Annotated in this window: 20 protein-coding genes and 1 pseudogene; 2 read left to right on the top strand and 19 right to left on the bottom strand. The window is 36.8% G+C overall.

Annotated elements, in window-relative coordinates; genetic code table 11:
* Positions 1 to 6: 6 nt before the first annotated feature.
* The gene (uvrB, locus tag SUCMO_RS0103330; protein ID WP_019879060.1) at positions 7 to 1995 is read right to left on the bottom strand and encodes an excinuclease ABC subunit UvrB; all 1989 of its coding nucleotides are present in this window, start codon (positions 1993 to 1995) and stop codon (positions 7 to 9) included.
* A gap of 311 nt (positions 1996 to 2306) precedes the next feature.
* Between uvrB and SUCMO_RS0103325 the strand changes: the two genes are divergently transcribed.
* Positions 2307 to 4097 carry a C69 family dipeptidase gene (locus SUCMO_RS0103325; protein ID WP_019879059.1) on the top strand — a complete coding sequence of 597 codons (1791 nt, stop codon included), beginning with the start codon at positions 2307 to 2309 and terminating at the stop codon, positions 4095 to 4097.
* An 82-nt stretch (positions 4098 to 4179) separates the two neighbouring features.
* On the opposite strand, the gene SUCMO_RS0103320 is transcribed toward SUCMO_RS0103325, so the two are convergent.
* From SUCMO_RS0103320 to SUCMO_RS11395, 18 genes and pseudogenes are all read right to left on the bottom strand, one after another.
* A complete protein-coding gene (locus SUCMO_RS0103320; RefSeq protein WP_019879058.1) occupies positions 4180 to 5097 on the bottom strand; it encodes a fumarylacetoacetate hydrolase family protein in 918 nt (305 codons plus the stop codon).
* A gap of 15 nt (positions 5098 to 5112) precedes the next feature.
* Complete coding sequence (locus SUCMO_RS0103315) at positions 5113 to 6246, bottom strand: S41 family peptidase (protein WP_019879057.1); 1134 nt, start codon at positions 6244 to 6246, stop codon at positions 5113 to 5115.
* 99 nt (positions 6247 to 6345) lie between these two features.
* Entirely contained in the window at positions 6346 to 7485 is a 1140-nt protein-coding gene (locus SUCMO_RS0103310) for a murein hydrolase activator EnvC family protein (protein ID WP_019879056.1), read from the bottom strand.
* A gap of 10 nt (positions 7486 to 7495) precedes the next feature.
* Entirely contained in the window at positions 7496 to 8383 is an 888-nt protein-coding gene (gene ftsX / locus SUCMO_RS0103305) for a permease-like cell division protein FtsX (protein WP_019879055.1), read from the bottom strand.
* On the bottom strand, positions 8373 to 9059 hold the full coding sequence (gene ftsE / locus SUCMO_RS0103300) for a cell division ATP-binding protein FtsE (RefSeq protein ID WP_019879054.1): 687 nt from the start codon (positions 9057 to 9059) through the stop codon (positions 8373 to 8375). Before ftsE ends, ftsX begins: the two co-directional genes overlap by 11 nt.
* Before the next feature lie 150 nt (positions 9060 to 9209).
* Entirely contained in the window at positions 9210 to 10031 is an 822-nt protein-coding gene (locus SUCMO_RS0103295; RefSeq protein ID WP_019879052.1) for a phosphoenolpyruvate hydrolase family protein, read from the bottom strand.
* A 17-nt stretch (positions 10032 to 10048) separates the two neighbouring features.
* On the bottom strand, positions 10049 to 11266 hold the full coding sequence (locus SUCMO_RS0103290) for a Tm-1-like ATP-binding domain-containing protein (RefSeq protein WP_019879051.1): 1218 nt from the start codon (positions 11264 to 11266) through the stop codon (positions 10049 to 10051).
* A 20-nt stretch (positions 11267 to 11286) separates the two neighbouring features.
* Complete coding sequence (locus tag SUCMO_RS0103285; RefSeq protein ID WP_019879050.1) at positions 11287 to 12069, bottom strand: YlmH family RNA-binding protein; 783 nt, start codon at positions 12067 to 12069, stop codon at positions 11287 to 11289.
* Complete coding sequence (gene proC, locus SUCMO_RS0103280; protein ID WP_019879049.1) at positions 12066 to 12878, bottom strand: pyrroline-5-carboxylate reductase; 813 nt, start codon at positions 12876 to 12878, stop codon at positions 12066 to 12068. Before proC ends, SUCMO_RS0103285 begins: the two co-directional genes overlap by 4 nt.
* Positions 12863 to 13315, bottom strand: coding sequence for a cell division protein SepF (locus SUCMO_RS10270; RefSeq protein ID WP_019879048.1), 453 nt, complete (start codon positions 13313 to 13315; stop codon positions 12863 to 12865). The genes proC and SUCMO_RS10270 overlap by 16 nt, the downstream gene beginning before the upstream one ends.
* 49 nt (positions 13316 to 13364) lie before the next feature.
* On the bottom strand, positions 13365 to 14051 hold the full coding sequence (locus SUCMO_RS0103270) for a YggS family pyridoxal phosphate-dependent enzyme (RefSeq protein WP_028953849.1): 687 nt from the start codon (positions 14049 to 14051) through the stop codon (positions 13365 to 13367).
* Positions 14052 to 14073: 22 nt separating this feature from the next.
* Positions 14074 to 14886 (bottom strand): peptidoglycan editing factor PgeF, encoded by an 813-nt coding sequence (gene pgeF / locus SUCMO_RS0103265; RefSeq protein WP_019879046.1) that lies wholly within the window; start codon positions 14884 to 14886, stop codon positions 14074 to 14076.
* On the bottom strand, positions 14883 to 16616 hold the full coding sequence (locus tag SUCMO_RS0103260; RefSeq protein WP_019879045.1) for a radical SAM protein: 1734 nt from the start codon (positions 16614 to 16616) through the stop codon (positions 14883 to 14885). Before SUCMO_RS0103260 ends, pgeF begins: the two co-directional genes overlap by 4 nt.
* A gap of 153 nt (positions 16617 to 16769) precedes the next feature.
* Positions 16770 to 17180 (bottom strand): bacteriohemerythrin, encoded by a 411-nt coding sequence (locus SUCMO_RS0103255; RefSeq protein ID WP_019879044.1) that lies wholly within the window; start codon positions 17178 to 17180, stop codon positions 16770 to 16772.
* 167 nt (positions 17181 to 17347) lie between these two features.
* A complete protein-coding gene (locus SUCMO_RS0103250) occupies positions 17348 to 19324 on the bottom strand; it encodes a methyl-accepting chemotaxis protein (RefSeq protein ID WP_019879043.1) in 1977 nt (658 codons plus the stop codon).
* Positions 19325 to 19402: 78 nt separating this feature from the next.
* A pseudogene (locus tag SUCMO_RS10800) lies at positions 19403 to 20059 on the bottom strand (methyl-accepting chemotaxis protein); the annotation flags it as partial.
* Positions 20060 to 20157: 98 nt separating this feature from the next.
* A complete protein-coding gene (locus tag SUCMO_RS10925) occupies positions 20158 to 21030 on the bottom strand; it encodes a methyl-accepting chemotaxis protein (protein WP_071592804.1) in 873 nt (290 codons plus the stop codon).
* The gene (locus tag SUCMO_RS11395) at positions 20985 to 21254 is read right to left on the bottom strand and encodes a hypothetical protein (protein WP_019879039.1); all 270 of its coding nucleotides are present in this window, start codon (positions 21252 to 21254) and stop codon (positions 20985 to 20987) included. Before SUCMO_RS11395 ends, SUCMO_RS10925 begins: the two co-directional genes overlap by 46 nt.
* 440 nt (positions 21255 to 21694) lie before the next feature.
* Between SUCMO_RS11395 and SUCMO_RS0103240 the strand changes: the two genes are divergently transcribed.
* Positions 21695 to 22234: a hypothetical protein gene (locus tag SUCMO_RS0103240; protein ID WP_019879038.1), complete on the top strand. Its 540-nt coding sequence runs from the start codon at positions 21695 to 21697 to the stop codon at positions 22232 to 22234.
* Positions 22235 to 22292: the final 58 nt, after the last annotated feature.

The raw sequence follows: 22292 nt of genomic DNA, 5'->3' as shown, positions 1-22292 counted from the left end.
CTACTCCTATTTCGGCAATTGTGCTTGCAATTTGGTAATTTGATCGCGCAATTCTTTAGCTTCTTCAAAATTCCATTCTTTTGCGGCCACTTGCATTTGTTTTGTAAGTTTTTTTATCATAGTTTGCAGTTGCTTTACTGTTAGTTTAGGAGCTGTTTTCTTACCTGTTTTGGCATTGTAATTCGCTTCCTCTTCACTAACCTTGGTAGTCGTAATTAATTGACGAAAATCTTTTTTGATACTTTTAGGCTTAATATTGTGCTGAGTATTATAAGCTATTTGTTTTTCTCGCCGCCGATTAGTTTCTTCAATTGCCGCTTGCATCGACTTGGTTATATTATCGGCGTACATTATTACTTTGCCGTTTTCATTACGAGCTGCCCGCCCAATAGTTTGAATCATCGAGGTTCTAGAACGCAAAAACCCCTCTTTATCGGCATCTAAAATTATCACCAAAGAAACTTCTGGCAAATCTAACCCTTCGCGCAACAAATTTACTCCAACTAGCACATCATATTTATCTTGCTTTAAATCATCTATCAACTCTGCCCGCTGTAGAGTATGAATATCTGAATGCAAATATTGCACCCGTACACTCATTTCTTTTAAGTAGGCTGTTAATTCCTCTGCCATTTTTTTTGTTAATGTCGTTACTAAAACTTTTTCTCTTCGACTTACAACTTGATAGATCTCACTTAATAAGTTATCTATTTGCCCAGCCGTGGCTCGCACCTCTACCACAGGGTCTAACAGGCCCGTGGGTCTAATAATTTGCTCTACCGTGGCTTCTGATAAGTTAAGTTCGTAATCAGCTGGTGTTGCCGAAACATAGATAACTTGATTAAGCCTAGCTACAAATTCCTCAAATTTAAGTGGACGATTATCATAGGCCGAAGGCAAGCGAAATCCATAGTTAACTAACATATCTTTACGCGACCGATCGCCAGCATACATTGCTCTAACTTGAGGAATAGTTACATGTGCTTCATCAATAACTAACAAAAAGTCTTCTGGAAAATAATCTATCAAAGTAAAAGGTCCTTCACCCGCTGGTCGCTGCGATAAATGCCTTGAGTAATTTTCAATTCCTGAACAATAACCCATTTCCTGCATCATTTCAATATCATAATTTGTGCGTTGTTCCAGGCGCTGCGCTTCTAATAATTTTCCGTGTGCTTGAAAATATTGTAGTCGCTCTGCTAATTCGACTTTTATATCGCCAATTGCCCGTTGCAAATTTTCCTTAGATGTTACATAATGCGAAGCTGGGTAAATGGCAACATGATTTCTCCGTGCTAAAATTTCTCCAGTTATAATATTCATCTCTGTTAGCGCATCAATTTCCTCGCCAAACATTTCTATTCTAATAGCCACATCATTTACACCCGCTGGCAAAACTTCGATGACGTCTCCCCGCACTCGAAAAGTCCCCCGTGCAAACTCTATATCATTGCGTTGATACTGAATATCGACTAATTTACGCAAAATATCTTGTCGTGAAATTTGTTGTCCCAATCTTAAAGATAACACCAAATTATAATACTCATCTGGCGATCCAAGTCCATAAATGCAAGATACACTGGCCACAACAATTACGTCCCGCCGTTCACACAGTGAGCTAGTAGCAGAGTGGCGCAATTTATCTATTTCTTGATTAATGGAAGCATCTTTTTCTATATAAGTATCCGTATTAGGAATATAGGCTTCTGGCTGATAATAGTCATAGTATGAAACAAAATATTCCACAGCATTTTCCGGAAAAAAACTTTTAAACTCACTTGCTAATTGGGCTGCTAAAGTCTTATTATGAGCTATTACCAAAGTAGGTTTTTGCACATTTTGGATGACATTGGCAATTGTAAAAGTTTTCCCAGTACCAGTGGCGCCCAGTAAAACTTGATGTTTTTTGTTAACTTGCAAGCCTGCTGTCAATTCTGCTACAGCTTGTATTTGATCTCCCGCCAAAGCAAATGGCGCTTGTATTTTAAATTGCATTTTCCACCTCACCAACCCCAAACTTTTGTTCGCACAAATTATACCATAAACACCTAATAAATAACAGTGTGAAATTTAATATTATTTGATAGTTATTATCCGCTAATTACAGAAAAAGTGCAAGTATTTTATAAATTATTTTCACACATCTTCTGGAATTGACACATTGTAATTATTAGAATATAATAACTATTAAGTTAATATCGCTTGTTAATTTTGTTATTATTGCGCTTTAAACGTACCAACAGTCAATTTACTGTTGGTACGTTTTTTTATCAAAAGTGATAATTAAAATCAAAGGAGGCTCAGTTATGTTTATTAACAAGTATTTTTCTCGTAAACTTATTCAAATGTTTATTGCCTGTTTAGTTGTCAGCCTAACTTTATTAGTCACCCCTGTAGCTGCAGCTACAGATAGCTACCAACAAGGTTATGACTTTGGTCTAACCTACCGTCAAGAAATTGTAAAAAACATTGTTGAACTAGACAACTTAGCCCAACAAAACAAAGTTAATCTAGACGAGTTGCGTAAACTTGCCTATGCTAATGATGCTCTTTATCAACAAATTTTACCTGATAAAGTAGCCTATATGCAAGGTTTGGCTACAGCAACTGGTTTAGCCTACGAAAAAATCTTAATTTTCAACTCCTCAGATCGCACAATTACTGGTTTCCAAGGCGAATGCACTACTTTTATGGCTAATGGCAAAGCAGTAGCTGGTGGTAAAGGTACTATTATCGCCAAAAATCGTGATGTCGGTGTAAATGCGCTTTCGGAAATTAATATCCACGAAGCCCGCCGTCATACTGACAACCATCTTTATAAAGCTGCGTATATCGATATTCCTCAAGTTGCTGAAACCTATAAATTTATCGGTTCGCGCTCAGCAGGACGTTGGGGTTACGGGATGGGCATTAATGAATTTCAAGTAATCGCCTCTGATAACGATGCTAACAGTCGCGATGCCCTAGATTTTAAAAGTGGCTTACATGATAACGATGTAATTCGTCTCATTCTTGAACGCGCTAAAACTGCTCGCGAAGGTGTTCAAGTCGTTACCGATTTAGTGGAAAAATATGGTCAAGCGTGGAATGGTATCATGTTTGAAATTGGTGATCCCAACGAGTTTTGGATTGTCGAAGTAACTGGTCGACGTTGGGTAGCTAAACGCTATGTTGATACTTTTACCGCACGCTCCAATCAATACCAGATAACTGATGATTATGACCTTGCCGCAAAAGATCTCTTGTCTTTTGCCGAAAGCCAACAGTGGATAAAACCCGGTTTGAAAAAGATAAATTTCCGTGCTGTATACGGAACTTTAGAACTTTATCCAGCTAATAATGACAACCTTGCGCAACGACCTGCTATGGAAAAGCTCTATAATACAGAAATGCGTTATCAACGTGCTATGCAACTTCTCGCCCCACAAAACGGCTATATTTCCATAGAAAATATTATGCCGATGATGCGCGATCATTATGATGAATATACTCTGCCTAGCGGTAAAGTAATACCTATGCACCAAAAACCTTTCTATAGCAGTGAATATGCTGATTGGTACAATCGCGAATGGGTAGACAAGTGGCCTAGCAAAGATACTATTAATACCTCTATGTATATTCGTGGTGTTTGTGGCCATGACTTGGGTTGGGGTGCTACTATGGCTACGGCAATTATGGTCGCTCGTCCTGAACAACCCAATGAATTAGGACTTATGCTACACAGCTATATGCAACCTTGTTTAAGTACTTTCGTACCTTTCTATGTAGGTTTAGAACAAGTGCCTACAGCTTACCAAACTCCTGAAGCAGCTTTTGCCTTCCACGGCATTGCTATGCGTGCCTTCGGCAATTATGATTTGTATCACGATGCTATTCGTGCCGCTTTCCAGCCTTATGAAACGCAATTGCTGAAAGACCTTTTCTACTTTGAAGAAGAATATAAAGAAGAAATGGTAGCTAAAAATCATCCAGGCCACGCCCAAGAACTGTTAAATAAATTTGTAGCTGACAAAGCGGCGCAAGCTTTGCAAGCTGCAAATACTGCTGAAACTAATATGCAAAAAGCTGCTGCTAAAGCTACTGCTTGGACTAGGTAGCTTATATAATTTTCTAAATTAAGTTTCCAACTAACTAAAAAGAATTGAGGTATGTAGAAAATCTACATACCTCAATTCTTTTTTAATCACCAATAACATTAATCAGACGACCGATCCCTGGAATCTCTACTTCCATAATATCGCCACTTTGTAAAAATTTATAAGGATTAAACCCGATCCCTACCCCATCTGGAGTTCCGGTCGCAATGATATCGCCAGCTTCTAAGGTCATTCCCGCTGAAATACAAGCAATTATTGTTGGTATATCAAAAATAAAATCTTTAGTATTACCATTTTGCCGTAACTCTCCATTGATTCTGCAGCGTACCTGCAAGTTGTGCGGATCTGTTATCTCATCTTTCGTGGTAATAACTGGCCCCATCGGTGCAAAAGTATCTAAGCTTTTCCCTAAAAACCACTGCGCATGTTTTTTTTGTAAATCTCGTGCCGTAACATCATTTAAAGCCGTATAGCCAAAAATATGTTCCCAGGCCTGCTCTTTACTAATATTTTTCCCAGTTTTTCCAATTACAATTGCTAATTCTGCTTCATAATCTAGTCGACTAGTAACTTCTTTATGTGCTTGCACCGTAGTTTTCGTGCCAATCACTGTATTCGTAGCTTTAGTGAAAATAACTGGATGCTGTGGTATAGGATTTTTATCCAGTAAATTTTTATCAAACTCTAATACATGTGCCCGATAATTTTTGCCCACACAAAAAATATTGCGCGCCAATTTAGGTATGGGCGCTAAAATTTCAACATCTTCTAAGGCTAACAAAAGTTCTTGATCTGCGATTAAATCCACTTTTTGCTGCAATTGTTTAACAACTTGCCAACATTCCTCGCCAGCTTGAATTATGCCAAGTAAGGTACTGGGTAATTTTAACTGAGGTAAATATTTATCAGCTATACTTTGCAAGGGAATAACAGTTTGTTCGTCAACACCTAATAATCCTACTAATTGCTGATTTTGCCAAGAAAAAGTTAATAATTTCATTTTCGCCCCTCCTAATTATTTAGTTCTAATTATCTCTAGTGCTTTTTGTAGTTGCTCATCAGCTACGCTTTTTAATTCCACGACAACATCTGGCTGTACGCCTACACCATTAATAGATGTCCCTGCCGGAGTATAATAGTTGGCAATAGTAACTTTAATTGCACTTTCATAATCTAAGGGCATTATGGTCTGTACCGAGCCTTTGCCATAAGTTGTTTGACCAACAATCGTGCCTGCCTTACTATCCTTTACCGCCCCAGCAACAATTTCCGAAGCGCTAGCACTACCTTTATCCACTAAAACAACTAACTTATACTTTTGTTGTTCTAGTTTCGATAAATATTCTTGTTTATTGCCATCTTTATCAACTACTGACACAATTAATCCTTTCGGAATTAAGTTATTAGCAATTTTTACACAGCTATCCAGTAGCCCCCCCGGATTACTTCTTAGGTCTAGCACCAACTTCTTCATACCTAGTTTATCTAACTCATCAAGTTTAACTGCAAAATCTTGCGCCGTATTTTCACTAAACATAGAAATCCTAATGTAACCTATATCGTTTTCTAGCATTTTACCGGCAACTGTTTTGGTTTTGATCACATCACGAACAATTTCCACATCGCGTATTGTCGCATCCTCAGCCTGCAACGTTAGAATCACTTTAGTTCCTTTAGGCCCACGAATTTTCCCCACTGCTTCTTCTAAAGACAGATCTTTTATTTCTTTACCATCAATTTTTAAGATCTTTTCCCCAACTTTTACACCAGCTAACTCGCCTGGACTACCTTCTACCGGTGCAACAACTGTTAAAAATCCATCTTTTTGTCCTACAACTACGCCAATGCCACTAAATTCACCTTTTGTTTCTGACATAAAATTTTTAAATAGCTCGCCACTCATATAGGTAGTATGTGGGTCGCCCACGCTAGCTACTAAATTTTTAATCGTCGTATCCACCAAATTTTTAGTATTTACAGGTTCTACATACTTGCTATGCAAAATATTCAAAGTCCAAAGAATTTTCAAAGTTCCCGCTACAGAACCTGTTGCATTACCAATAAAATAATTTAGCGCCAAAACACTTAACAGGATTCCTAAGACAATTCCTAGAAATCCGCTAAGAAATAACTTTTTCTTACTTTGCATGCTTGCCTCCCTATCAGTTATCATTTAGACAACTCTTGTTCTAGACTAAACAACTAGCTTAACTATTACTGTAAAACGGCTCCTAATAGTTTTAATCGTTTATGGCAGATAATTCAACGGATCTTGTAATTCACCATGTTTTCTTACTTCAAAGTGCACATGCGGCCCAGTCGAATAGCCTGTAGAACCTGAAAAAGCAATTGTCTGTCCTTTATAAACAGAACTGCCTTCACTAACATTAACTTCATTATTATGTGCATATAACGTTACTAACCCGTCACCATGGTCAAGCATTACTGTATAGCCATAGCCACTCATCCAACCTGCATAAATTACTTGTCCATTATCAGCGGCCATAACTGGAACATCATAATCAACAGCAATATCCATCCCTGAGTGATATTTTTGTGTTCCAAAAATTGGGTGTGTTCGCCAACCAAAATACGAAGTTATTTCCCCTCGCACTGGCCAAATCATACTTCCTGAACCACGCCCACTTAATTGTCCCCCCGACTCTAAACGTCGAATCATATCCGTAATGTTTTGCGAAATTTGCATTAACTCTTCATATTCTTGTTCTAACTGTTCTTTTTCAGATAAAGCTTTTTCATATACTGCTTCGCGCTCTTTTTTACGCAAATTTACTATTTGTCGTTTACTTTCTACTTCACCTTGAACTATTACTAATTGTTTCTTAGTTTTTTCCAATTGACTTTTTTGTTCTAGCAATGACAGTTTTTCCTGTTTAATCTTTTCAATAAGTTTTAAATCCTGCTTAATAATTCGTTCTAACAGTTCCATTCTAGTAGAAAAATCGGAAAAATCTTTTGCCCCAAATAATACATCTAAATAACTAACTTGTCCGTTTTTATAAATATCGCGAATTCTTTTGGCATAAATACCAGAGCGCGCTTTTAAGCTTGCCTCCGTTTTAGCTATATTCGCATTTTGCGCGTCTATCTGTGCTTGTACATCTGCCAAGTCAGACAAAATAGCCGCTAATTTTTCTTCTTCTCTTTTCAATTCTCTTTCAACTTCGACAAATTTTGCATAAGCACTTTGTGTTTTTTCTTTAGCCTGCTCTTTTTTAATTTTTTTTACTTCTATCTGCTGATTTACAGCTTCTAATTCTTGTTGCTTTTCTTCTACAGTCGCCGCTAATACTTTCATTAACGGATTAAAGCAAAAAGTTGCTAACATAATTAGTGTTATTATTTGGCTGAACTTTCTTTTATCCATATTCAGCACCTTAAACTTTCAGAAATTTTTTCAGAGAAATAAAGCTACCAGTAGCACCAATTGTCATCCCCAAAAACACTATTAAAATACTTACATTGCTAAGTAGCGGTTGCTTAGGTAAAATTGGCATAAAGGCCAAAGTCGAATGTATTTGTTCAACTATTATGCTGTACACAATCCCAATTAAAACAAATGCTACTACTCCACCAATTAGACCTAACATCATACCTTCTAATAAGAACGGCCAGCGAATAAACCAATCAGTTGCACCTACGTATTTCATTAAACTAACTTCTTTGCGCCGTGCAAATACTGTTAAACGAATAGTATTCGAGATAATGAACAAGGTTGCAAAAGTTAAGAAAACTATTAAAACTAAGCCCCCAACTCTTATAAAATAAGTAACTTTGAACAACTGCTCGATTATTTCTTGTCCAAAACGCATACTCTCAATATTTTCTAGTTTTCTAATTTTTTCAGCTATCGACTTTAGATTCTCAGGTTTATCAACATGTACTGCAAAAGAATTTGGCAAAGGATTTACATCCCCCAGAGAATCTAGCAATTCTTTTTGTTCGCCTAAGCGTTTACGGAAATCTTTCATGGCTTGTTCTTTACTGGTAAAGCCAACTTTTGTTACGCCTGTAATCTTAGTTAATTGCCCTTTTAATTCGGTCAATTTATCTGCCGAAACTTCATCTTTTACATATACAGTTATCTGCACTTGAGATTCTAACATACTAGCCATATTATTAATATTAAACACTAAAACTAAAAACAACCCTAAAACTAATAACGATATAGCCACCGTAGAAATTGCAGCGATACTCATTAAACCATTACGACGAATAGATACAAAGGCTTCCCTAATAAAATATTCTTTTGTTCTAAGACTCATAACCATATACCCCTTTAGATTCATCGCGGATTATTCGTCCACCTTCAATGGCCACCACTCTTTTACCCATGGAATCTACGATATTTTTATCGTGAGTTGCCATGACTATTGTTGTACCACTAGCATTAATCAATTTAAAAATATTCATTATTTCCCAGCTAGTCTCTGGATCTAAATTGCCTGTCGGCTCATCTGCAATTACAATCATCGGATCATTAACAATAGCCCGCGCAATTGCTACTCGCTGTTGCTCACCGCCAGATAATTCTGTTGGATAAGCACGCAACTTATGTTTTAATCCTACTAATTCCAATACATAGTTAACCCTTCTTTTTATTTCACGATATGGCGCCTCAATAACTTGCATCGCAAAGGCAACGTTTTCATAGACTGTCCGCTCTGGTAATAGCCGATAATCTTGGAAAATAATACCTAATGAACGCCGCAAGTAGGGCACTTGTTTTTCTTCCATTTTTAAAACATTAAAATTATTTACATATAAAGTTCCTGAGCTAGGCAGAACCTCTCTAAATAACATTTTAATAAAAGTTGATTTTCCAGCGCCACTGGAACCTACAATAAAGACAAAATCACTCTGTTTTATATGGATATTAACATCTATTAAAGCTTGAGAGCCATTTGGATAACGTTTACAAATATCTTTCATTACAATCACGAAGAGCAACACCTCACTTATTAAAAATAGAAAGCTAATTATCATTATACAACTTAGTTTCAAAAAAAAAAAGTACAGAATCCAAAGATTTCTGCACTTTTCTCGCTACCACTAGCTTTTTAAACTATAGTTATTTTTAAATACGAATTATTATAGTTTTATCGCTTTAAATTTTTCGACTTGGTTCTTAATCGCTATTTCTGTAGGCAATCTTTCCATACTTGAAGCACCAAAAAAGCCCACAACGCCTTTAGTTTTTTGCAAAATATATGCAGCATCTTCGGGATCCGCAATTGGCCCACCATGGCAAATAACTAGAATTTCCGGATTAACTTTTTTAGCAGCATCATGAATTTCTTGAATTTTAATTACACAATCATCTAGAGTTAAAGCTGTTTTCGCCCCGATTGTGCCTTTTGTTGTTAAACCCATATGTGCTACTAAAATATCTGCCCCAGCCTTAGTCATAGCTATAGCCTGCTCCACATCAAATACATATGGAGTTGTTAACAACCCTAGTTCATGAGCCGTAGCGATCATCTGTACCTCTAGAGCATAACCCATTCCAGTTTCTTCTAGATTTTGCCGAAAAACCCCATCAATTAAACCCACCGTGGGGAAATTTTGCACACCAATAAAGCCAATGTTTTTCAATTCCTCTAAAAATTTGGGCATTATTCTAAAGGGATCTGTTCCACATACTCCCGCTAATACTGGAGTATGTTCAATAACCGGCAACACTTCACTAGCCATTTCCACCACTATCTTATTAGCATCACCATAAGGCATTAACCCTGCTAGAGAACCTCTGCCTGCCATTCGGTAACGCCCCGAATTATAAATTACGATTAAATCCGTTTTACCAGCTTCCGCACTCTTAGCTGAAATACCTGTGCCAGCCCCAGCACCAATAATGGGCTTGCCTTTTTCAATTTGTTCGCGGATTTTCTTTAAAGCTTTTTTTCTAGTCATTTATATCTGCCTCCTTTTTATTTGCCTTCAATCATTGCGACTAATTTTTTCGCCATAGCTAATGCAAACTCAGGATCATTTATCTCCATATCCAATTCCTGTACTTCTACTAAATCTAAATTCAAATTATTTTTTAATGTTTTAAACAACATTTGATCCTCTTGTGGTCCATAAAAGACTTGTCCAGCGGTATCTATTAAGGACACGCCTTTTAGAGGTAAATAAACTGCGGTCTTTCCAGTTGTTTTATTGAGTTTTTCAGCAATTATTTTTCCTAAAGCTTGATTTTCTTCTAACGTTGTCCGCATTAAAGTAATTGTAGCATTATGTTTATATAGATTGCGTCCTTGAAATTTTTCCGGCACAGTCTCAATTGGACCAAAATTAACCATATCTAGTGCTCCCACCGAAACAACTTGGGGAATTCCTTTTTTCGCCGCCATCTCTAGTCTTTCTGGACCTGCCGTCAATACTCCGCCAACTAATTCATCCGCTAATTCAGTGGTGGTAACATCCAAAACACCTTTAATAAAGCCCGCTTGAATTAAGCTTTCCATCGCCATGCCCCCTGAACCGGTGGCATGAAAAACCAAAACTTCATAGCCTTTGCTTTCTAGATAGTCCCTTGCTACAGTAACACAAGGAGTAGTCACACCAAACATGCTTGCCGCAATTAAGGGTTTTTGGGTCTTTAAATCCTGATATTTGGCTTTAAGCATTCCTAAGATTGCATAAGTTGCGTTAGTTAAAATTTTATTAGAAATACTATTAATGCCCGAAATATCTACTACAGAATACATCATCGTAATATCTTTTTCTTTTACATAAGGTCTTGTATCGCCTGAGGCAACTGTAGACACAATTAGCTTCGGCAAACCAATTGGTAAGGCTTGCATAACATGCGCAGCAATAGTTGTTCCCGCTGACCCCCCTAAACTAATCACCCCTGCCACTTTACCTTGAGCATATAGTTCTAGCACTAGTTTTGCTGCCCCTTGCATAATAGCCCCAATAGCATAGCCACGATCAGCTCTTTGTCGCAAATTTTCTAAAGTTTCACCAGCATATTCAGCAACCTGTTCACTACTATAATCTGGTTTAAAATAAGGTTCTCCAACTATCCCGGTATTAATAACTAATGTCTGAACGCCTTCGCGATTGGCAATATCGCGAATAAACTTAAATTCTACCCCTTTAGTATCTAAAGTGCCCACAATCACTAATTTCTTCGGCATAATCAACCTCCAAAAATTTTTTATAAAATTCTGTGCAAAACAATACTAATTCTACCTTTTTTGGTAATCCCTTTAATTTCAACTACTTCTACACGACCACGACCGCGATACGAAATAGTATCACCAACTTTAACTTCTTGTGCAGCCCCCTTAGCTGGTTTGTGATTAAGTTTAACTTGTTGAAGTTTAATGCCTTCGTTCATCTGAGTACGCGAGGTACTATAGCCAGCCGCCGCAACTGCATCTAAGCGCAAATTAGCAACTGTCGCCGTAATTACTTTAGTTTTTTGTTCTTTAACTTGCAAATCTTCCACAGCTATTTTTTTTATACTAACTTCTGCCGCCCCAACTTTAGTTAAGTTTTGTAATAAGAACTCGGCCATTTTTTCCTCAACTACTACTTGTGCACCGGTTTCCACTAAAACAATATCACCAACAAATTCACGCTTGCATATTGCTAAAATTGCACCCAATAAATCCTTGTGGGCAATTGAGTAATAGCGTTTATCCCAATTTATTTCTAAGGCAACAAAATCCATTACTATTTGATACTTAAAGTCTCGGTGAACAAAAACCGCTTTATTTCTTTCGGCATTTTCAAAACCACCATAAGCAACAACGCTCAAGTCCTCACTGGCATTGCAAATAACCTCTGCAATTTGAAACTCACTCGGACTTAGAAAAAAGCTAGCTTTGTACTTTTTATTTTTTTCAACGCTTTCAGCTATTTCTATCAAGCGTGCCGCAAGAATATCTTCTTCCGTAGCCTTATAATATCTGATAATTTTATCCTTATCAATCATTTCTTCGTCATAATCTCCTTTGAACGCTCTAGCACACTAGCAACACATTCAATTAGGGCGCTACGCACCCCACATTGTTCTAAAGTTCTTATTCCCGCAATTGTCGTTCCAGCTGGAGAAGTTACTTTATCTCTTAAAATAGCAGGATGTTCCTTAGTATTAAGCAACATTTTTCCTGCACCATAAAAGGTTTGTGCTGCTAATTTAATACTCATTTCTCTAGATAATCCCGCCATGACACCTGCGTCAGCTAGCGCATCTATCATCATAAATACATAACCTGGACCACAACCTGAAATTGCCGTTACTGCTTCCATCTGGTTCTCGCTAACTTCCACTACTTCACCACAAGTAGCAAAAATCACTTTAACCAAATTTAAATCTTCTGCACTAACTGAACTAGTTGCTGTTATTGCTGTCATACCTGCCCCCACCGCCAAAGGGGTATTCGGCATTGTCCTAACTATTCTTTGTCTACCCAATCCATATTGTAGTTGTTCTAGATTTATTGAACCCATAATAGATACAATTAAACGATTTTCTGGTAATGCTGTTAAAAATTCTTTCGTTAACACATTGGGGAAAATTTGTGGCTTTACGGCCAAAACCAAAACATCAACACTGTCTAAGAAACTAGTATTATCAGTTGCCGTATTAATTAAATATTTCTCGGCTAAATACTGTAACCTTACTTCATTGACGTCACTAACATAAATGCAATCGCTTTCGATAAAATTCGAACAAATTAATCCATTAATTATCGCCTCTGCCATAGCCCCAGCGCCAATAAAGCCTATTTTTCTCTCCATGGCGTAAACTCCTTTGAGCGCTCAGTCGTGCTACTTGTCTTGCTAGTTTTGCTAACAGAATTTGCTGCAATATCAACATTTTTCGGAGCACAAAGCAGAATATCACGGCCAACAGCTTGTAAATTTCCATCTATTGCATAAATTGTTCCCGTAACAAAATCTGTAATTCTTCTTACAACTTCAGCCTCTGTATTTTCAAAATTAACAACAACTGGCCGTTGCTCTCTTAAACAGTCCGCAATTTTTTGTGCATCATCAAACTTTAATGGTTCCACGATAACCACTTTTACTTGTGTTTGATTAAAAGGAATATTAACTACATTACTGTGTTGTGGTATATTCAAGCGTGGTTTTTTAGTTGGAACTGGTGTTGGCGAATCTTCGTATACATCCTCTTCCGTAATGAAAATTTCCCGAAATTTGTCAAATAATTTCATATTCTGCCACGACTAGTTTCCTAATTCTAGTCTTCCTCCTCATATTTTCTTAATTATAATTTCGTTCCCCAAAAATTTTACTGCCAATTCTTACCATGTTAGAACCTTCTTCAATAGCAATAAGATAATCTGCACTCATCCCCATTGATAAAACATCAGCCTCTGGAAGTATTTTTTGTAACTCCACAAAGAAACTATAGCCTTTTTTAAAAACACTACGTATTAACTCCTGGTCTGTAGTGTGTGGCCCAATAATCATTAATCCTCTTAATTTAATGTGAGTCAATCCTGTCGCTAATTTTGCTAAAGGTAATACTTCCAACTCTTTGAGTCCAAACTTACTATCTTCAGCCGCAATATTTACTTGTAACAAAATTTCTTGAATTTTCCCCTGTTCTTTAGCTTTGTTTTCTATTTCTAGTAACACACGTTCGCTATCTACAGAATGAATTAGTTGAAAATTAGCTACAGCTTGCTTAATTTTATTGGTCTGCAAATGACCAATTAAATGCCAAGTTCCACCCAAAACCTGTGCTTTTTTAGTTTTACCTTCTTGAACTTTGTTTTCGCCCAAAATATTAATCCCTGCCGCTAAAACTTCTTGTACTTCTTTGGAACTTCTAGTTTTGCTAACCGCAACTATTTGAACATGCTCGCCAGTAATAAACTTATCTTTGCGTTTTTTTAGAACAGCTTCTATTTCTTGCTTTATTATCTCAATTCTTTCTTTTAGCAAAACCAACCACCCCCATTACCAATCATAAACTAACAAAAATGCCCATTCTGCCTGTAAAACCTTGTTCAGCGCGATGTGAAAAAAACAAGTTATTGTTATCCACTGTACAAACATTACTACTAAAAATTTGTCTTTTTGGTAAACCCATTTCTTGCAATTGTAAACTATTTGCCAACCACAAATCTAACTGCCAATGTCCCACTCTAGTGGGTTTTAAAATTTGCGCGGCGAATTCAAACTCATGTCTCACTACTTGCTCTACCAACATATCCACCTCATAGCAACAAGGGCCAATAGATGGACCAATAAAAACTAAGCAGTCTTCTGGACAAGTTGCAAACTCCTCTTGCATCTTCAAAATAGTTTTTACAGCTATTCTTTGAACTGTACCCCGCCAACCAGCATGAACCACCCCAATGGCTCTTTTAGTTGGATCAAAAATAATTAAAGGCACACAGTCCGCAACAAAAACCAATAATGGCACACCAGGTTCATTAGTTATCAAAGCATCTGTTGCCTCCACCGCACTGGAGAAATCTTTGCTACCTCGTCCCAAATAGGTTTTATCCACTCGAAGCACATTAGTACTATGAACTTGTTGGGTGGCGATTATACTAGCACAATCAATTCCAATAGCTTTTGTTATTTTTTCACGATTTCTATAAACTTTCTCTGGAGAATCATTTACATTAAAAGATATATTCAGCGCCTGTCCAAATAAATCACTTTCCCCTAAAATTTTTGTAGATATTGCGTGCTTTATATTATATTCTTGCAGTTTGGGAAACACGCCATACCATAAATCACCTTGATTTTCTAGTACGAAATTTTTCACTGCACCTCACTCCCATCCTTACAAACCCCACACCTGCGACATTTTGCTAGGCAGGGAATTGTAAATTTACCTGATTTTGCTCGTTCAAATTCTTGCTTTAGATAATCTTTCGAAAAGCCCATATCTAAATTATCCCAAGGTAAAGACTCAGCAAAATCTTTTATTGTATAAAGTTGCTTTTGCAAATCATAAGTGGCCGCTTTTACAACTTGCAAGAAATATTTGCTCCCGCCTAACTCGTGCGCTTGCAATAAATATTCTCCAACTTGACGATCTCCGCGGGCCAGGATTGCTTGCACCACACTTTCTTTGTAAGACTCTACATTTATTATTACTCCACGAATAGGCTTTAAAGCATTATTTATTAATTTAAGCTTATTCTCAATCTCCCGTTTACTTGCTAAAGGTTGCCATTGGAAAGGCGTTGCTGGTTTAGGGATAAAGGTATTAATACTTAATATTAAATTCCCATAGGCCTGAACAGCATTCATCTCTTGGCGCAAGTTCTTAACCATTATAATCAATTCTTCGATATCTTCCATGGTTTCCAACGGTAGTCCTAACATTAAATACAATTTCAAATTGGGAATTTTAGCCAAAGCCAAAAGTTTAATACTTGAATAAATATCAGTCTCAGTTATTCCTTTATTTATAATATCTCTTAACCTTTGGCTACCTGCTTCTGGAGCTATAGTTAGTGTACGTTGCCCACTTTGAGCCAAATGATCCACTAGTTGAGGTGTCAAACTATCAGCGCGCAAAGAGGCAACACTAAAGTTCAAATTTTTATTTAAAATATATTCCGCTAATGGCAGAATATCAGGATAATCAGAAACTGCTGGCCCCATTAAACCTATTTTTTCGGCTCTGTCTCCATAATCATTAATAGCTTTTTGTACTTGCTCTAAACTTCTGTGACGAGGATAGCGAAAAGCATAACCAGCCATGCAAAAACGACAATGCCGCCCACAACCTCGGCTGATTTCAACTATCAACATTTTAGCAAATTCGGTCTGTTGGGTAATAATTATTGAATGGTTAGGATAATTAGCCAAATCAGCTACTATTTGTCGCGAGATTCTGACTGCTTGTATGCTTTTTTCTCCAGTACTTTGTTCACCTTGATTAATTTTGTTTCGTAAACTCGGAACATAGACTCCTGGTATTTGCGCTAATAAGCTTAATTTAGCACTACGTGTCAAGTGCTCTGCAGCAAGCAAACAATTAACGGCTTTTATTAAAGTTACTTCCCCTTCACCTATAATAAAAGCGTCGGCAACCACTGCTAACGGTTCGGGATTGAAAGTTGCACAAGGACCCCCAACCAAAATAAACGGATCTTGCTCGCCTCGCTCTTGGGCCCGTAATTTTATTTTACTTAAACTTAGCATGGTCAAAAGATTAAAGTAATCCGCTTCAAAGCTCATACTCACGCCAATAATATCAAATTCTTGTAATCGTTTTTGTGTTTCCATGCTATATATACTACTTTTAGTTTTTTGATATTCACTGATAATTTTTCTATCTGGCAAAAAAACCCTCTCACATGCTATTTGCGGTTCACGATTTAGTAATGTATATAAAATATGCAAACCTAAATTAGACATCCCTACTTCATAGACATTAGGATATAAGAATGCCACCTTAAATGGTTTATGATAGTTAAATTTTTCTAAATACTCTTCTTGAGCTGCAATTTTTTTTATCTGCTCTTTAAGTTGCCACGTCAAAAATTTCATCCTCATTTCACAATCTTTTATCAAATATAATGCTATTATACCACGCTCTTGTGCAAAGTTGAATTCTATCCTAAGTCGCAATATTATAAAATAAAAAATAACTGCGCCCTAGTTATTTTAAACCAGTTCGCAGTTATCTCCATATTATCCGTTATTTTCCTGTAAATAGTTCGCTACCCGCTTATCAGTCTCTAAAATATGACTTTCTAACCAAGTGGCTATAAACTCTAAAATACTAAGCAAAGCTTCCTCTTGATTTTCATCAATTGTACTTAAGTCCACAGCATTAATTTTATCAATAAATTTTTTATGTTCCATTTTGTGTGACAAAAATTTCGGATAAGAATTTTTTTTCATAAAGTTTTCTTCGTATTCAAAATGAAAAATCGTATAATCTCTTAACTCCTGTAATATCCCTACTATTTTGTCATATTTATCAACAGCTAATTTATTCTTTAATAACTCATATGCTTCCACAGCGACATCAATTAAATATTTATGCTGCTTATCTACATCAACTAAACCTAGTTCATATTCTTTTTTCCAGTAAATCATCTCTAGTCCCCCTTTTGTAAAAACTTTTAAAATAATACACCTCTTAATGTTTTTTGTCAATAATTAGTCTTAAATACTTAGTCCTAGATTTTAAGATCGCTATAAAAATAAACAGGTAACCAAGAGGATACTTTCCTCTATGATTACCTGTCTAACATAGCGCTATTTTAAACTTTGAATTTTGCAACCTCTTGTTGTAAATCTTGGGCTAATTGAGCTAAAGCTTGGCTTGAGCTAGCGATCTCTTCCATCGAAGCTAATTGCTCTTCTGTAGCTGCTGATACGCTTTGGGCCTCACCAGCCGATTTGCTACTAATTTGATTAATTTGTTCAGAAGCTGTAACAATTCTTTGACTTTCTGCAACCATTTTGTCCATTGCTTTAGAACTTGTCTCTACTTGATCAGCAACCTGAACAACCAAGTTAGCTATTTCTCTAAATGCTCCACCTGCTAAATTAACAACTTCTGCTCCAGTTTTAACCTCTTTAGTTCCTGTTTGCATCGCCACAACTGCCCGTTCAGTGTCTACTTGAATATCACTTATTAGTTCCGCAATTTTCTTAGCTGCTTCTTGTGATTGTTCAGCTAATTTGCGAACTTCTTCAGCTACAACAGCAAAACCTCTACCTTGTTCCCCAGCTCTTGCTGCTTCAATCGCCGCATTTAAGGCCAATAAATTAGTTTGGCTAGCAATCCCTGAAATAGTATCAACAATCTGACCTATTTCTTTAGACTGTTCCCCAAGCTTAATTACTACCTGTGCAGAACTATTAACAGTGTTTTCGATTTGCGACATTTGACTCACAGCTTGTTCTACCGCTTTTCCACCGTCTTTAGCTTTATCAGCAGCCTGATTAGATTGTTTTGCCACTTGCTTAGAATTTTCAGCAACTTGATGAATATTCGTCGACATGGCACTTACAATATCTGCTGTACTACTAGCTGCATTCATCTGTTCATGTGCACCTTCAGCCACATTGGTTATCGCTGTGGCTACCATCGACGATGCTTCAGAAGATTGTTGGGCACTAGCAGTTAATTGTTCCGAAGCTGCCGCTAAGTGTTCTGAGCTTTTTTGAATATTTCTTAGCAAATTCGCGGTATTGCCAATCATTTTTTCAAAACTTATAGCTAATTGGCCAAATTCATCCTTAGATTCAATTTCCAAATTATTAACCCGTAAATCACCAGCTGCAATTTGTTCAGAAACTGCTTTTAACAAACCTATTGGTTTAATAATTTTAGCAGTAAACACATATACGATGCCTAAGCTAACAATTAAAATTCCAATAGTAATCAAGGTAAACATCACAATTAAAGAATTAAGTCTCCCATCTAATTCTTGTTTTTCAATATTTGCTACAATTGTCCAGTTTGTTCCTTCTACTGGAGTATAGGAACCAATTAAGCCCTTACCAGCGAAATTATATAAACCTAAACCCTTTTCTCCTTTTACCATTTTCGCTGCCATATTTTTAAGATTGGCCTCTACCTCAGCACCAGTTAGCAGATTTAATTTCATAACTAATTGTTTATCAGGGTGAGCAATAATAATCCCACTTTTGTCAATAATATAGTTGCGTCCTGTTTCACCTACTTTTGTTGCCGTTACTAATTCTTGCAACTTCGTTATAGGTATTGTCACGTAAGCGACACCGATAACTTTATTATCTTTTTTAATTGGGCTAGCAATTGCTACAATCATCTGACCATCTGAGCGACTTACCACTACATCAGAGATTGCTGTTTGCCCTTTTAGTGCTTCTTGGAAATATGGGCGGTCCTTAATCGAACCCCGCGCTCCTTTAGACGAATGAAAATCCCCATTAAGATTTGCAGTAGAAACTACGCCATAAATTCCTAGTCTTTTATCTTCACGCGCAATATAATCAAAAATGAGCGCCTCATTTCCAGACTTTAATTCATTAGTATTAGCTAAGGTTTCTACGTACATTTTGTGTTGATCAATCCAAGAAGCACCATCTGTTGCCAGTGAACGTGCCTGGATTTTCAACGTGTCTTCTACTTGATTTACAAGTAAATCACTGGCTTTCCAATAACTAAAGCCCGCCACAATCACAATAGATGTCACCATTATAATTGCAATTGCTAACATTAGTTTAGTTTTAATACTCTGCATCATATTCTTCATCTCCAGTTATTTTGTTGTTTTGCAATGCGCGTACCTTATTACTAGCCATATTGTTTTTTAGCAACTTATCTATAATTTAAACCGCCCGACCTCTTGTTGTAGCTCTTGGGCAAGTTGCGCTAAAGACTTACTAGCACCAGCAATTTCCTCCATCGAAGCTAATTGCTCCTCCGTGGCAGCCGAAACATTTTCGGCTTCGGCAGAAGTTTTATCACTAATCTTGTTGATTTTTTCCGAAGCTTGAACTATATTTCTACTTTCTTCCACCATTTTTTCCATAGCTACAGATGTATCTTCTACTTGACTGGCTACTTCAAACACCAGATTAGCTATTTCTCCAAAAGTACTTACCGCAACACTTACGACCTCTGCTCCTGTTTTCACCTCCTGTGTCCCTAAGTTCATTGCTTCCACAGCCTTATCTGTATCTATTTGAATTTCACCAATTAATTGGGCAATTTTTTTGGCAGCCTCTTGTGATTGTTCTGCTAGTTTCCGAACTTCATCCGCAACAACGGCAAAGCCACGCCCCTGTTCCCCGGCTCTAGCTGCTTCTATTGCCGCATTTAAAGCTAATAAATTAGTTTGACTGGCAATTCCCGAAATAGTACCAACAATTTCACCTATTTCTTTAGACTGCTCGCCTAGCTTACTTACAACTTTTGCTGAACTGTTGACTGTATTTTCAATCTGCGCCATCTGAGTTACGGCCTTGGACACAGAATCGCCTCCAAAACGCGCTTTATCTGCCGCAGTATTAGAGTTTAACGCAACCTGCTTAGTATTATGGGCTAACCGATCAATGTTCTCGGCCATATTGCCAATTACGCCACCAGTTTCTTTTGCCATAACCATTTGTTCGTTAGCTCCGTCAGAATAGATTTTGCAACTACTGACGAGGCTTCAGACGATTGTGTTGCACTAGCCGTTAACTCTTCCGAGGCGGAGGCTAAATGTTCCGAACTTTTTTGAATCCCCCGCAATAAATTAGCTGTATTACCAATCATTTGTTCAAAACAATGTGCCAACTGTCCAAATTCATCATTAGAATTTACATCTACTTTCGTAGTTCGAAGATTACCTGCACACATTTTATCGGATATATCCTTCAAAACATCAATAGGTCTTATAACCCGTTTTGTAAATAAATATACAACAGTTAAACTAATACTCAAAATTAAAATAGTCAAAACCGCATATAAAACAATTAACTCATTTACCCGTCCAGAAAGTTCACCTTTAGTAATATTAGCTATAATAGACCACTCTGTACCTGCTATTGGCACATAAGCGCCGATTAAATCCATGCCTTTAAAATTGTAACCACCAATCCCGCTTTCTTTTTTGATCATCTTATTTGCTAACTGTTTTAAACTTTCACTGGCATCTTTATCAGTTGCAATATTAAATTGCATAATTAAATCCTTATTGGGATGGGCAATAACCAAGCCCTTGCCATCAATTATGCTATTTCTACCGGTATCCCCAACTTTAGTTCCAACGACTAACACTTGAATTTTATCCATTGGTACATTGCCACCAACCAAACCAACAATTTGACCATTTTTCTTAATCGGTGTTGCAATTATTACGGTTAATTTGCCTGTAGACTTGTTTTGCAAAACTTCAGAAATAACCGTAGTCCCTTTTTTTAAACATCTTGATAGTAACCCCGTTCCTTTACTGATCCTTGCCAACCACGCGTTGAAAATCCATCCCCTGCCGCATTTGCATAAAACAAGCCGTCATAAACACCAACACGCTTATCTTCCCTCGTCAAATACTGTAAAATAACTGCGGGGTTATCGGAGTTTAACTCTGCAGTATTTGCCCATAATTCGATATCACTTTTACTATCTGCCAACCATAGCGATACTTCCGTTCCCAAAGCTCTGATTTGTAGTTTTAGCGTTTCTTCCACTTGCCGAACTAATAAAGCACTTGATTTTCAATAGCTCACACTGGCTAAACTCGTTACCGAAACCAACATAATTAAAGATATAATTACCAGCAACTTAACCTTAATACTCCTCACTATATTCCCCCCCCATTTCTTTTAATCTTTATAACTATATGTTAATAGATAAGCGATTATTTGCTAAATTTGGGTAAAATAAAAATTGTGATTTTCGTATTTTTAAATTGTTTTTTGTTGCAAATTTACCAATTTCTTTTGTTGAATTTTTCTCTATTTTCTGTTTTTTCTTTTTATATAATTTTATCTGTTTTTTTCTAAAAACACAATCCTTTCTTGGAAAATTTTATTATGACCGCCGGTCCATTTACTTCTTAAAGCATTTATTATATAATATATTTGGCTATATAATGGTCAAATATATTTATTGAAAGGAATTTAAAACATTGAAAAAATTATTTGTTACCTCTCTTTTAATTTCTTTATCACTTGGCTTGTTGACTACAGCTTCGGCTGCACCTGCACCTGAGGGATTTTCTGTACATGTTTCTGAAAAGAGTAATGCCGATCCAGATTATAGCATTTCTATCGGTGGTTTACCTGGGGGGACGCTTCAGGCTAAATATGGTTCTGACAAAATAAATCATGCCAACTTTAAATCTCTGGAATTTAATTACTATCAAGCTCTACCACTTATCGATGATCTAAGTGTTAGTTTAGGTACTAGAAGATTAGAATATAATAATGATAGTACTTGGAAAACCCAAATCGGGGTGCAAAAAAGATTTAAGTTAACCGACAAAACCTCTGCCTATACCAATGTTTTTTGGAGTAAAGACTTTCTTGACCAAGATTTAGGTTTAGCTTATGAACTAACTAGCAATTTGGAACTTAATCTAGGCTACTATAATACTAAAACTGACCACATTGGTGGTTCTAGTCCTCGCTCAGAAGGTATATCTGTCGGCGCCACCTTCAAATTGTAAAACTAATATAATCCCAAAAGCTTACAGGAACTACTTTTAAGGTGTAACCTTAAAAATA

Source organism: Succinispira mobilis DSM 6222, assembly GCF_000384135.1.
GTDB classification, from domain to species: domain Bacteria; phylum Bacillota; class Negativicutes; order Acidaminococcales; family Succinispiraceae; genus Succinispira; species Succinispira mobilis.
The sequence above is the reverse complement of the archived record's forward strand: the minus strand, read 5'-3'. Positions and strand labels throughout refer to the sequence as shown.